The sequence below is a fragment of the Shewanella sp. genome (assembly GCF_047975355.1).
In the GTDB taxonomy this organism is placed as follows: Bacteria; Pseudomonadota; Gammaproteobacteria; order Enterobacterales; family Shewanellaceae; genus Shewanella.
Genome location: NZ_JBKEDJ010000020.1, coordinates 56,935 through 70,545 on the forward strand (window position 1 = coordinate 56,935; position 13,611 = coordinate 70,545).

Annotated in this window: 12 protein-coding genes and 1 pseudogene; 7 read left to right on the plus strand and 6 right to left on the minus strand. The window is 47.8% G+C overall.

All coding sequences use genetic code 11. The features are described from left to right. Positions 1-110 precede the first annotated feature (110 nt). Complete coding sequence (locus tag ACK5NH_RS07610) at positions 111-722, plus strand: energy transducer TonB (RefSeq protein WP_416918868.1); 612 nt, start codon at positions 111-113, stop codon at positions 720-722. Between the two features lie 96 nt (positions 723-818). On the opposite strand, the gene yjeH is transcribed toward ACK5NH_RS07610, so the two are convergent. After that, positions 819-2,090, minus strand: a complete 1,272-nt coding sequence (gene yjeH, locus ACK5NH_RS07615; protein ID WP_416918870.1) for an L-methionine/branched-chain amino acid transporter — start codon at positions 2,088-2,090, stop codon at positions 819-821. 227 nt (positions 2,091-2,317) lie between these two features. On the opposite strand from yjeH, the pseudogene ACK5NH_RS07620 reads away from it, so the two are divergent. After that, a pseudogene (locus tag ACK5NH_RS07620) lies at positions 2,318-2,750 on the plus strand (Lrp/AsnC family transcriptional regulator). Between the two features lie 262 nt (positions 2,751-3,012). On the opposite strand, the gene nrfD reads toward ACK5NH_RS07620, so the two are convergent. The 4 genes from nrfD to ACK5NH_RS07640 form a co-directional block, all read right to left on the minus strand. After that, positions 3,013-3,954, minus strand: coding sequence for a cytochrome c nitrite reductase subunit NrfD (nrfD, locus tag ACK5NH_RS07625; protein WP_416918872.1), 942 nt, complete (start codon positions 3,952-3,954; stop codon positions 3,013-3,015). After that, entirely contained in the window at positions 3,951-4,637 is a 687-nt protein-coding gene (locus ACK5NH_RS07630) for a 4Fe-4S dicluster domain-containing protein (RefSeq protein ID WP_416918874.1), read from the minus strand. Before ACK5NH_RS07630 ends, nrfD begins: the two co-directional genes overlap by 4 nt. A gap of 4 nt (positions 4,638-4,641) precedes the next feature. After that, positions 4,642-5,106 carry a nitrite reductase gene (locus ACK5NH_RS07635; protein WP_416918876.1) on the minus strand — a complete coding sequence of 155 codons (465 nt, stop codon included), beginning with the start codon at positions 5,104-5,106 and terminating at the stop codon, positions 4,642-4,644. Positions 5,107-5,184: 78 nt separating this feature from the next. Then, positions 5,185-5,658, minus strand: coding sequence for a hypothetical protein (locus ACK5NH_RS07640; RefSeq protein ID WP_416918878.1), 474 nt, complete (start codon positions 5,656-5,658; stop codon positions 5,185-5,187). Positions 5,659-6,072: 414 nt separating this feature from the next. Between ACK5NH_RS07640 and ACK5NH_RS07645 the strand changes: the two genes are divergently transcribed. From ACK5NH_RS07645 to menE, 5 genes are all read left to right on the plus strand, one after another. Beyond that, positions 6,073-7,041: a LysR family transcriptional regulator gene (locus ACK5NH_RS07645; RefSeq protein ID WP_416918880.1), complete on the plus strand. Its 969-nt coding sequence runs from the start codon at positions 6,073-6,075 to the stop codon at positions 7,039-7,041. A gap of 175 nt (positions 7,042-7,216) precedes the next feature. After that, positions 7,217-8,938, plus strand: coding sequence for a 2-succinyl-5-enolpyruvyl-6-hydroxy-3-cyclohexene-1-carboxylic-acid synthase (gene menD / locus ACK5NH_RS07650; protein ID WP_416918882.1), 1,722 nt, complete (start codon positions 7,217-7,219; stop codon positions 8,936-8,938). Beyond that, the gene (gene menH / locus ACK5NH_RS07655) at positions 8,938-9,741 is read left to right on the plus strand and encodes a 2-succinyl-6-hydroxy-2,4-cyclohexadiene-1-carboxylate synthase (RefSeq protein WP_416918884.1); all 804 of its coding nucleotides are present in this window, start codon (positions 8,938-8,940) and stop codon (positions 9,739-9,741) included. Before menD ends, menH begins: the two co-directional genes overlap by 1 nt. 22 nt (positions 9,742-9,763) lie before the next feature. Beyond that, positions 9,764-10,813 carry an o-succinylbenzoate synthase gene (menC, locus tag ACK5NH_RS07660; RefSeq protein ID WP_416918886.1) on the plus strand — a complete coding sequence of 350 codons (1,050 nt, stop codon included), beginning with the start codon at positions 9,764-9,766 and terminating at the stop codon, positions 10,811-10,813. A 6-nt stretch (positions 10,814-10,819) separates the two neighbouring features. Then, positions 10,820-12,286, plus strand: a complete 1,467-nt coding sequence (gene menE / locus ACK5NH_RS07665; RefSeq protein WP_416918888.1) for an o-succinylbenzoate--CoA ligase — start codon at positions 10,820-10,822, stop codon at positions 12,284-12,286. Here the strand turns inward: menE and ACK5NH_RS07670 are convergent. After that, positions 12,264-13,508: an EAL domain-containing protein gene (locus ACK5NH_RS07670; RefSeq protein WP_416918890.1), complete on the minus strand. Its 1,245-nt coding sequence runs from the start codon at positions 13,506-13,508 to the stop codon at positions 12,264-12,266. The two genes, menE and ACK5NH_RS07670, sit on opposite strands and share 23 nt — an antisense overlap. Positions 13,509-13,611: the final 103 nt, after the last annotated feature.

Consider the following 13,611-nt stretch of genomic DNA (forward strand, 5'->3'; position numbering starts at 1 on the left):
AACCCATAAAACATCGCTCAACAATTATGCTTATTTGTAAATAAATGTTTCTAAAATTTAGTAATGAGTGATATAGATTAAATCTTGTTTATCCATTGTAGGGAAGCACTATGGGCCAAAACGCACTCGTTAATCGCACAGGTATTATCCTTGTCAGCGCAATCGTCACTTTAGGTTTGTTCGTCTTTATGGCACAACTTATCCATAATCCGCAGCCCTTGAGCGGACAAGCGAGCAATGCACCACAAATCAATATTTTGATGACTGAGCGAACACCAATTCCGCCGAAGGAAAGCCGTAAACCTGAGCCACCTAAACCCATTCCAGCAAGAGAACGCGTCACAGCTCCGGGCGAAAGCAATCAGGTCGTTGACTTCAACTCTCAAACTTTTACCCCCGAAATGCCGACCCAAACCACGCTCTTTACCCAATCGGCAATGACGGCCGAAGCCCTACCTGTTGTGCAAGTGTCACCTCGTTATCCCATTGATGCGGCACAAAATGGCAAGGAAGGTTATGTGGTCGTGGGATTTGATATTACCGCGGATGGCACTGTCAGCAATGTGCGCGTGCTCGATGCCAACCCGAAGCGGGTGTTTGATAAGGCAGCACTGTCAGCGGTGCAAAACTGGAAATACAAACCTAAGTTTGATTCGGGCAAGGCCGTGCCACAACTGAATCAACAGGTGCAACTCGATTTTAAACTGGATCAGAAGATATAACAGCAAGAGACCAGAACGCGTAGCGGTTAGCGTTCTGGTCTTTCGTTCAGAGTTTAAATTTAGCTCTATGGCCTTAGTGATAGCTCACATCGTCAGCTACGAAGAAACTTTATTCACCGCTAAGCTCTGTTTGCGACTGATATGTGTCTTCTGCCACCACAGGAATGGGGCCACGAACAGGATCAACACCAACACGTAGGTCATACTCGCTCCGAGTGCGATCCCTAATGCCAAACAAAAACCACAACCTAGTACCACTAAGGGTAAGTTGCTGCGGGGTAATAACTTAGCTGCGGCTAACATCGCCATTAAGTAGATCACCACGAACACCCCATTGCTCCAGGCAATCAAATGTTCGAGCTCTTGGCCCGTGATATGAGTCAGCACTATCACACTCGCCATCACGCTGAGTAACGCCGCCAAGGCACGGATAGGCACACCGTGACGATTTTTTACCGCAAAGCAGCGCGGCAAAATACCTTCGTTACTAAAGCTCCAGATAAGACGCGCGGCACTGGCGGCATACACGTTGACCGTGGCAAGACCGCTGGCAATCCCCAGCACACCGATCACTTGTGCGCCATAGCCGCCCAAGAGCGCATCAAACACGCCAATCATGGCCACGCTTTTATCGGTCGGCACTAACAGTAAAATCAAGGTACAGGCCACATAAATAATGCCCACCAGCACAGTGCCCATCATCATCGCTGGGATCATATCCTGTTGTGGACGGCGGAAATCATCGGCGAGGTGAGTCATGGCCTCAATCCCAAGGAAACTCCAAAAGGCGATACCTGCGGCAATCATAATGGTGGGGATTTCTGGCGTGCCATAGCTTGCTAATGAGGTTAAGTGCCCGGGTTGCACACTGCTCGCCCCAAATAACAGCACCACAATCGCCACAATACAAAGGGTTAAGCCAAATTGCAGTTTGGCCGAGACTTGAATGCCACGCAGATTGAGCAGGAATAAGCCGAAAATCACTAATACCTCGGCGCCAACCTTAGGCCAGCCATCGAGGGGAATGAGTGCATTCACAAATTGGAAGGTCATCAAAATCGCGGCCGGTGCGCCCATGGGCACCACCAGCAAAAAAATCAGCCCAATAGTACGGCCAGCGGTTCGACCAAAGGCCTTTTCGACAAAATAAGCGGGACCCGCAGCATGGGGGAAGATGCTCGCCAGTCGGCCAAAAATCAGCGCCACCGGAATAATCGCCAAGGTCAGGAGTGACCAGGCGATAAGCGCGCCAGCCTGAGCTTTGTCGATTGTCATTTGCGGGAGAATAAACACCCCTGTGCCCAGCAAAGTGGTGGCCATTAAGCCTGCGCCTTGCCAACGTCCTATAGTTCCGCTATGTGAGTTCATCTGTTAAAATTCAGTGGTTTTGAAGCCGTCAGTATAGTGAGATTCTACGCCGCAATCTGCCGTCAATCTCAGTGTTCTTCGTGGCAAACACCGGCAAAATGACGGCAAAAATGCATATTTCCAGTAAAATGACGGCGCCGTTTATGCACGCGGTGCTCAACTCATGTTAGCCTGTCTTAGCGATTTGCCTCACACTTTTTTACAACCCGTTTTTATCGGAGTCCAAGTTGGATAAGTTTGATACTGCCATCATCCACAACCTGCGCCAAGATGCACGCCAGAGTATCTCCAGTATTGCTGAGCAGGTAAACCTTTCCCGTAGCGCCGTTGCCGAGCGGATCAAAAAACTCGAGCAAACCGGGGTAATCCGTGGCTATCAGGTTTTGCTGAGCGAATCCCAAAAAGAGGGCGTGTCGGCCTATTTCGAAATCCAGCATAAATGCCCGCGCTGCGCCGATGTCGTGCATGTGTTCCATAGCCATCCCCGAGGTGATCACTTGCCGTGGTATCTCTGGCGATATGGATTTACTGGTGTATGTGCACGCCCCATCGATGCGCCGCTTGCATGAAATTCGTGAATATATCGATACCCACACGGACATCATTAAAATCAAAACCCATGTGGTGATGAGTGAGTGGATTAATAACGCGGGTGAATAACTTGCTATGCCCCCAAACAAGAAACGCCACCCCTAAGGAATAAAGGTGGCGAGGCCCTTGTGGAGGCAGGGCAAACAATACCAAAAATGTGGCTTCCCTTCCCAATAACCTCCCTGTGACAGTAAATCGCGACAAGGCAACGCACCTTTAACTACTTCAGCCAGTGTAATCAAAGGCGGTTAACTCACAGTGCATTCCTTAGACACCGCTTCGCCATTCACCGTAATCCTTCTTATCTTTGCATCGGGCGAACCATGCCCCATTAAACCACCGTCATTTGCCCCGTATAGAGAATAAAGTTACGTAGCAACAGTACACCAATCAGACTAAGACACGCGGTACCAGCAACATAGGCCCATTTACGTTTTGAAGTGGCCGTCATAAACAGGTTCATCGCCAGTGGACCAGACAATCCCAGTCCGACGATACCAATCCAGAAGACCCATCCCCAAAAGCCATAACCTATGGCATTGAAGGCGGCAAACTTACTCTGACCACCGGATAGCACTAAGCCCATAAAGAAGGTGAAAATCAGCACTATCTCCACCAAAATCAATGGGATCTCAACCTTATGGATAAAGTGCACTTCCTTGGCATTAGGGTTAGCATTAAGCAGCACGCCACCCAGCAGAGAAGATGCGGCGCCGGATGACAGTCCCGAAGCTAAAAACAGCAATGGCAACACGGGGTTTTTCAACATCGGATAGCCGGGTAAGGCCGACAGTAAAAAGCCGGTATAAGCGCCAAGCGCAAGGGAGAAGATCACCAACAAACCGGTAACCGTTGCCTCGAAGCGGCCCAACCAAGCAGTCAGCTTAAGCACTATGGGAAAGCGATTCTCACACCAGGCATCGATAGGTTTACGGAATAACAAACCAATCCACATAAACATAAAGACTTGGTAGATGAGCAGGATCAGCACCCCCATCGACATCACTGACTTGGGATTATAGAAGACTAAGATCTTCCAAAAATCTAAGGGCTTAGTTAAGTCCAAGACCAAGATGCCCAAACCCGCCATCACCGCCACAGGTGCCACAATACAGGCCGCCTGCACAAAGCCAGACTGGTAGGCGTTATGCTTTAACACAAAATGTTTGAGTAACACCGCAAAGAACATAGCGCCGGCCGATGCCCCGGCTAAAAACAGGTAAATCGCGATCGGCCAATGCCACACTAGCGTATCAAAATGTAGGGCGCTCATATTGCCACCTCCCCTGATTTGGCCACGATACGGAACAGTTTTGGCCGCGTTCCTAGGTCAACCTTAGCCCTTTGGGTTGGGTTGGCCTTCAGCACTTGTACCACCTCTGAACCCGGATCCTTTAAGTTGCCAAACACCAATGCCTTAGTCGGACAAGCCGCGACGCAGGCGGGCTGTTTACCTTGAGCAAGGTTGGTTTCACGGCAAAAATCACATTTGTCCGCGGCGTGGGTAACGGGATTAATAAAGCGGATTTTGTATGGGCAGGCCGCGATACAATATTGGCAGCCGACACACTTCCACGCATCCACCGCCACGATTCCCGTCTCTTTATCGATAAAGGCGGCTCCCGTTGGGCAGACATTGACGCAGGGCGCGTCTTCACAGTGTTGGCAAGACCTACGGCTGAAGTGATAAAATTGGTTCGGATATTCCCCATAGGGTCCGGTTTGCTCTATCTTCAGCCGAGCAACACCCTCTGGCACATGGTTGGTTTCACGGCATGCGAGCTCACAGGCCTTACAGCCTATGCACTTTGTCTCATCGTGGATTAGGGCATATTTCACACTGGGTTCGGCCTTCGCTTCATTCGAGGCGCTCACCGTAGCGAGTAGGGTGGCGCCCGAAGCACCGGCTAATAGGGCGCATGTTCCTTTGAGAAATCTTCTTTTTGAAATTTCCATAACCTTACTCCTGCTGGCCTGTATGACAATGACGGCACAGCTCACTGCGAACCTTAGGCGTCATCTCAACCATAGGATCAGTTGGGCTATGTAATTTATGGCAAGCAGCACAGGCCACTTTTTGTGCATGCACATTATGCGTCCACTCCTGGGAGCTGAGTTTGCTGGGAGTGTGGCATTTTTGGCATACTTTCAACTGGGCTGCGGTTTCGGATGCCTCATTTAATCCAAAAAGTACTAAATCATTTGGTTTTTTAGGGTGGTCACCTTTTTCACCGTGACAACTTGAACAGGTCATTTTCATGGCATCTTGGCCGTGATGCCCTAACATTTGACCATTACGCTTATGACACTTCATGCAAGCATCATTGTTAATTTGCCGAGCAGGTTCAGCACTCGTGGCGGAAAAACTGAGCAACACAGCCACGGCACCCAAGCGTAATGACCACAGCCATTGTCGTGTAGACATAGCGAGTCCTCATATCGATAGATGGGGGATATAGAGAGGAAGTCAGGGTTCGGAGAGTTCCGAACCCGACAGTCGTGGTCAGACGGCTAAAGCTTGCTTAAGGCTTTGGGTATCCCACTGTTTATGCTGGTTCATTTCAATAAAACCAATATTGAATTTACCGAACAGCTTTTTCATGGGTGAGTTTGTCTGCTTGCCAGCGTCGCTGATCACCATTTTGACTTCAGAAGAGTCATGGTCAATCAACACATAGTCGAGACGGCATTCATGATTTAAATCAGCATCATGCTGGTCCATATCAAATACAGTGTCCAATGGCACATTGCAGCAGACATCGTATTTACCTTCTACGACAGTTTTTAGTGATTTAAAAAAGTTGAAACTTTCTTCATCAAATAACACAGGCTTTAGTTTCATTTCATGTTGAGCGTCATCAGGATCTGCTCTAAAAAACTTAATGCAAGTCATGATAAACATTACAAACACGAATGGTACCGCGACGAATAGTACAAAGTACATAAACGCATAGCTGAGAATGACTGAAGTGTTCATATACGCCTCCAATAACACAGTTATATTTTTATTATCTCCTTTAAAGCAGCTTCAGTATTATTGTTAACCCCAATTATTTTTTTGATCTAGATCACATTTGAAATTAACAACTAAAACATAAACAACAAGTTAAGATACAGAACACATTACCGTTTAACATAAATCTTAAATGCATATATTGATAATGGTTAATTGAAAAAATGAAATTCAAATAACCAAATATCACAAACTAGAATTTCGAATTAAATTAAAAATAATTTTTTGAAAAATGAAAAAATAAAAATCAAAAAACCGGTTATACATAGATAAAAAAAAGGTGCTAGACTTGAGACTGATTTCACATTAACTTTAATAGTCGACACCATAATTATGCTTTATTTATATGGTATTACCCAATATTAAGGAATATAAAAAATGCATATTAACAACATGGATAGCCTCGATATTTTGAGTTTGAAAATACTTGTTTCATTATATGAAAACAAGTCTGCAACCTATGTATCCAAGGCGTTAGATATTCCTGCACCTAAAATAAGTCGCAGCCTTAAAAACCTGCGGGAAACATTTGGTGATGAGCTTTTCATTCGTAAAAAGTACGGTTTATTTCCAAATGAGTTTGTGACTCATTTATATCCTATTGCGAAAAAAACCATAGAATGCTCGGATAAATTTCAAAAGGTGCGCGCAGCGAATGCAAGCCATGTCAAAACCCATGTTGAAATCGCAGCGCCAGGCCTGATTGCCTATGCGTTTCCGAAGGCTTTGATGCAGGCCATTAAGGAAGAGCAAAAGCCCATGCAGATTAATATCACCCCATGGTCGCTGCACACGACGCAGGACATCATCAATGGCGATGTGGCCTTAGGCATTTGCTGCAATAAGAGCACCGCCGATGTGGCCGCCTTCGGTGACAAACTGCAAACGACCACCTTGCAGCGCATGGGAAAGGTTTACCTCATCGCTAGCCGTAACCATCCGATTTTTAAGCGCGAAATCACGCTTGAGACCATTGCCGAGTATCCCTATGTCAACACAGATCTCGGTAATCCCAGCACGAGGCTCAGTCCATATCAGGAGTTCTGCATTAAAAATGGCATAAAACTCAATACTGAAATTACTATTACCAGTATTTCCAGCTTGTTTGAATATCTCGGCGAGAGCCAGACGATTTCATTGTTGCCCTATCGAGTGGTCTATGAAATGGTGAGCGATATTCCCGAGCTACACACCTGCCAATTGTCGCAACTGGAGGCCGAACGTTTGTACGCCCATACCGAGGCGCCGACGATTTTCCTCGTGCAAAAAAACCAACCGAATAAGGTGAATGAAGACTTGCTCTGGCTAAGCGGGCAGATAAAGAAAATCGTCGATAATATTATCTAACCACTAATAACTGTTCATTTTCCATCTTGTTATACGAGGTGATAGGCAACCTGCGCCTTAGCTTAGGCTCCACCTCACCCTCCTGCGCACAACCCCAAGTTTTGTTAAGCCAGACATACATCTTAGCCGCCAAACACGTTACACTAAGCCCATCTTTATCCTGATAGATCTTGCTATGCGAACCGAAAACACAGCCACACTTAACCTAATGTGGGGCGCATTGATTCTGGAAGAATTAGCACGTCTTGGTGTGCAGCATGTCTGTATGGCACCGGGCTCTCGCTCAACGCCGCTAACCTTAGCCGCGGCTCAGCAAACTAAGCTTAAACGTCACTTGCATTTCGATGAGCGTGGCTTAGGTTTTATGGCCCTCGGATTAGCCAAAGCCAGCTGCGCTCCGGTGGCGATTATCACCACCTCAGGCACGGCCGTCGCCAACCTTTATCCTGCGATAGTCGAAGCTTGGCTCACCCATGTGCCCTTGATTGTCTTAAGCGGTGACAGACCGCCAGAATTACTCGGCTGTGGCGCCAATCAAGCCATTGTGCAACCGGCGATTTTTGCCAATTATGCCCAGCAGGTAAACCTGCCTACGCCGGATGCGCACATTGCGCCGCAGATGTTGCTCACAACACTCGATGAGGCGGTGGCAAACCAAACACGCCCAGTGCATATCAACTGCATGTACCGTGAACCCTTATATCCGAGTGAGATGAACGGCAGCATTCTCGATAGCGAATCGCCTTATCTCAAGCCACTGCAAACTTGGTTGCAACACGCCAGACCCTACACTCAATACGGTAAGAGTGAACAACTCAGCAGCCCGAGCGATGACGCTATTATGCGTTTCGTCCACGGCAAGGGCGTGATCATTGCGGGTACGCTCACGCCGGAGCAAGATCCACAGCAACTCATCGCCCTCTCACAGAAGATTGGTTGGCCCTTGCTGACCGATGCCCAGTCGCAACTGCGACAACATCCGGCGGCGATCGGCAATATTGACCAACTACTGCAACATCCCAAGGCGCGCAATCTGTTACAAGAGGCGGATCGCGTGCTGGTGTTTGGTGGACGCTTATTGTCTAAGCGTTTGATTGCTTACCTTGCCGAGCAAAACTGGCACAGTTACTGGCAAGTGCAGCCACAGCAGGACAGACTCGATCCAAGCCATAATGCCAAACACATTTGGCACGCCAACGCCGCGCAATTTGCTCAACTTAATTGGTATCGTTCCTCTTCGGCTAATTGGGCCAACACCTTAGTCACCTACAACGATGAATTACATAGTTTATTTGTGCGTAATATCGATCAAGGTGAGTTTGGTGAGGCGCAGGTTATCCGCGCCATTGCCAATACGCGGCCGTTAGAGCAGCAATTGTTTATCGGCAATAGTCTGCCCGTGCGGTTATACGATATGTACGCCCCAGTGAGTTGTTGCACGGCCACCACTTACACCAACCGTGGCGCATCGGGGATCGACGGCTTGCTGGCCACCGCCTGCGGCATTGCCGCGCATCAAGGTAAACCGACCAGCTTGATTATTGGGGACTTATCCCAGCTGCATGATCTCAACTCGTTTGCCATTGCCCGCAGCTTAACCAGCCCGCTGGTGATCATTATTCTCAACAACGACGGCGGCAATATCTTTAATCTCTTGCCCGTTCCCAACGAGGAGCTGCGCAGTGATTACTACCGCTTAAGCCATGGCCTAGAGTTTGGTTACGCCGCTGCCATGTTTAATCTGCCATATAATCAAGTGGATAACTTAGCCGACTTCCAAAGCTGTTATCACGAAGCGCTGGATTATCAGGGCGCCTCGGTGATCGAAGTCAGTGTAAGCCAACACCAAGCCAGCGAGCAGATCGCCGCGCTGAATTTATGGGTGAAACAAAGCTAATGCCAACCGTGGCCCGTTACGGGGAAGTCTCGCAGCCAAACTTAGTCCTGCTTCACGGCTTTTTAGGGACTAAGGCCGATTGGCTGCCGCTTATCCCCGCACTGAGCCAGCATTTTCACTGTATCTGCCTCGATTTACCCGGACACGGCGATAATCAGCATGAGCTGCCATCGACGCTCGCCAATGGTTTTGAGCATTGTGTTCAAGACATTATCAGTCGCCTCGATCGTCTTGGTATTGAATCCTTTTATCTCTACGGTTATTCCCTCGGCGGCCGCATCGCTCTGCACTTTGCAAAGGCGTATCCGCAGCGCGTTTTGAGCTTATGGCTAGAGTCCTGTCATCCCGGGCTAACCGATACCGCAGAGCAAGCCGCACGCAGTAAAAACGACAACCTGTGGGCCAAACGCTTACTCAGCTTAAGCAGTCGGGATTTTTTACAGCTTTGGTATCAACAGGCGGTGTTTGCCGATATGTCCGACAAGGCTCGGCATGCCTTGATAGCCAAGCGTGCGGCGCTGCTCGAGCAACATCCCAAGCAAACGCTAAAACAGATTTTTTTAGCCACATCGCTGGCTCGCCAAGCCCCTCTCTGGGATGTACCTGCAAGCCTTGGCTGTGAATGCCATTTTTTTGCGGGCAGCCAAGATGCGAAATTCACCGCAATAGCAAAGGCTTGGCAAGCGCAACACCCCATCATCTTGCATCAGATTGAACAGGCTGGGCATAACATACATCAAGCCAATCCAGCGGCATTAGTCGCCTGCTTAAGCGCACTAAAGCTTAAAAAGTCGATGACTTGAAACAGATAAATTGAGGGAAAATATGATCTTAACTTCACTTAGCTTGTATTTATATCGCCTGCCCTTAAACCGCTTTTTGCCTGTGGGTAAACAACGCATTGACTACAGAGCTGGCTTAGTACTACAGGCAAAAGCGCAAACCGAAGGTGAAGTGCGTGAGCAGTATGTTGAAATCGCGCCACTCTCAGGGTTCGATATCGACCAACAGCCATTATTAGGCTTTAGCCGTGAAAGCCTCGATGAGGTTCAACAGGCCTTAGTGGCGCTATTACCCAAGCTGCAAAACCAATCAATTGATTGCTTGCTCGAGCAGGCCGAAGCGAGTTCCTATCCGTCCATTGCCTTTGGCTTAAGCCTGCTACATGCCAAACTCAGCGGCAAACTCGATACAGTGCGCCCAGTTACCACCACAGTGCCGCTCATCTATCAGCCGTCGGACGCGCCCAAAACCGAATTGATCGCTAACATTGCGAGTCTCGATTGCGGCGTGCGCTCAGTCAAAGTGAAAGTAGCACAAACCTCAATGGAAGATGAGTTGGGCCTGATTTATGGCATCTTAGGCCAGAGACCCGATCTCAAGCTGCGCTTAGATGCCAACCGTGGCTTTAGCTTAGAGCAGGCTCTCGATTTTGCCGCCTGTTTACCGCTAGAGAGCATTGAATATATTGAGGAACCTTGTCAGCACCCGCAGGATAATCAAACCCTGTATCGCGCCATTCCTCTGCCCTACGCCTTAGATGAATACCTCAATGATCCGGATTATCAATTTGTGATGCATGAGGGACTCACGGCGCTCATCATCAAACCCATGCTACTTGGCAGTATTGAAAAACTTCAGCGCCTTATCGATGAGGCTCACAGCCATGGCGTGCGCTGCATCTTAAGCTCAAGCCTTGAGGCCAGCTTAGGCATCAATGACTTGGCCCATTTAGCCGCCATACTGACGCCCGATGAAATTCCAGGGCTCGATACCTTGGCCGCCTTTAGCCAAGACTTAATCGTACCAAGCGGCAAGCCACAATGCTTGAAGCTTCATCAACTTAAGCTTGTCGCCAGTACGCAGCCGGATTAGTCGCCAATGTCCGAATCTCAAGCATGGGCATCATCCCAATCCATTCCACTGCAAGGTATCTCGCCATTACATTGCGCTGCGCTCACCTCGCCCACACAAACGGCAGTTAAGTGCAATGGGCAGGACGTCAGCTATGTCCGCTTAAGCCAAATGGTGCTGGCCTTGGGTGAACAGCTCACGCGCATAGGTGTTGGCCAAGGGCAACCACTGGCGTGCATCAGCCGCAATAATCTGGAGATGATTTGCCTGTATTGGGCCTGTGTGGATATTGGCGCCATCTTCTTTCCTATCTCACCGCGCTTTCCGCTGGCGCAAGTTCAAGGGCTTGTCGATAGCCACCAAATCCCTTTCTATTGGAGCGAAGTGGAGATGGCCTTGTCGGGTAGCCATAAACTCACGCTAGATTTTAGTCTCGACGCAAGTCCAAACACTGACGAAGCAGCGAAAGCCTTTGATATTTATCGCCCAAGTAATGTGATCTTAACTTCTGGCTCTAGCGGTTTTCCCAAGGCGGCCGTGCACACTCTTGCTAATCACATTGCCAATGCCGAGGGCGCCCGCAGCCTGATCCCGGTAATCAAGGGTGATGCTTGGTTGTTGTCGTTACCCCTGTTTCATATTGGTGGCCTCGCCATTCTCAATCGCTGCGCTTTAGTGGCAGCGACTGTGGTACTGCCAGAGCACACTCTCCCGCTACAGGCACAAATCGAGCGCGACGCCTTAACCCATGTCTCCCTAGTGCCAACACAATTACTCAGTCTACTCGCCGACAAACAGGCTTCGCTCAACAGCATTAAAGCCCTACTGCTCGGCGGCGGCGCTGTTTCCGTCGATTTACTGAAACAGCTCGAACAGCGGCATATTGCGAGCTTTACCAGCTACGGCATGACGGAAATGGGCTCGCAAATCACCACAGGCCCAGCACTGAGCGATGGCACGAGTGGCAAATTACTCCCAGGACGTGAGCTAAAAATTATCGATGGCGTAATTTGGGTGCGGGGAGATTGCTTATTTATGGGCTATCTCACCGAGAAAGGGATCGAAAAACCACTCGACGCCGACGGTTGGTTTTATACCAAAGACAGAGGCGAATGGGATGCCAATGGCAATCTTAAGATCCTTGGTCGCGTCGATAATATGTTTATCAGTGGCGGCGAGAACATTCAGCCAGAAGAGATTGAAGCGGCGCTAAAACTTCATCCGCTAATTGATGAGGCAATTGTCTTCCCTCAACCAGATGCCACTTACGGTCAGCTCCCCGCAGCCATAATCCGCGGCACCATTATCCACGGCAACATAAGCCAAGATATGAGTGCAATAGAGGCTGAGCTTGAAGTCTTTCTCGCCGATAAAATTGCTCGCTTTAAAAGGCCGCGCCACTATTACCCTTGGCCAGAAAATACCGAACAAACGGGTTTAAAAGTGAATCGCAAAATTTTAATAACATTGGTCACTGCTCACACTCAACACTAACCTCTTGGCATTCCCCCAGTTCAAGCCCTAGGGGTAAAAAACGTTGAATAAAAGTGTGTTCATCAATAGGGCGAGAAAAACAAAAACCTTGCCCTATAGTGCAACCTAACTGCTGCAATAGGCTCAGCTGCGAATTTGTTTCTATTCCTTCGACAACAAGATCCATATTCAATGCCTGTGATAGCGCTATCACGCTGGAAATCGCCGCTTGGCATCTTGGCTCAATACCTAACTCTCTTACAAAACAACTATCTAGCTTAATCTGTGAAAATGGTAACTCACACAAACGCGCTAATGAGGAATAGGCGGCGCCAAAATCGTCCATGGCAAGCTCAAACCCCTGCATCCGCAGGCGAATAAGGTTTTCCATGTTAAACGTTGGAGCAGCTAACAGCCCTGTTTCAGTGATCTCTAAGGTAATAAATCGAGGATGTATATTAAAACTCTTTACGATTTCGAAGATTTGATAAACCAGCTTAGGGCAATTCAGCTGAGAGATGTCGAGATTATAGGCCAATGAAATATTACGATTTACGTGTTGTAACCGCTGTTGCAAGCGACACCCTTGTTCAAACAGTTGCAAAAATAACTCATCGAGTAAGCCATAAAAAATTAAAGGCTCAATAAAAGTTGCAGGCGCCAATAGACCCAATTGAGGATGGTGCCATCTCGCAAGCATTTCAGCTCCAGAGAGGCTAAACCCCTCGACATCAAATTTTGGCTGGTAAAAACCAGAAAACTGCTGATTTACCAATCCTTTTTTAAGGTCTTCGAAGGAAAAGTCTTTAGGAACTTGCTTTACTACTGATGGGAAAATAATGCTGTCATTCTTACTACGTAACTCGACATACTTATCCAGCATAATGTGCAAATTGTCTACTGATGGGCTTTGATTCAAATCCCCTAAGTATTCCAAATTAAGCATTTTAATCATCTGCGATACGGCGCGCCTCAACTCCATATCGATACAGCTAAATAGTACTACCGAAAAGATATTATATTTTGAATTCGCCTCACGTAAAAAAGAGAGCCCATCCATTTCTGACATCATCAGATCGCAGATCACAATATCGGCACGATAATTATTATCAAACCAAATAATCGCATCCTTAGCAGAGCTGAATGAGAATACATCAACATCAGGAAAAGAAGCCAGATTCGATTCGAGTACTGCACGTTGAAAAGAATGCTCTTCTAAAATTACGACTCGAATATTACTCATAAAAGACCTTTAAATTACTTAAATCTCATATAAATCATTCAAACTTAGATTAAAGTTATAATTAATGACCTATATAATATCCAATGCTAAATTAGAAATATAG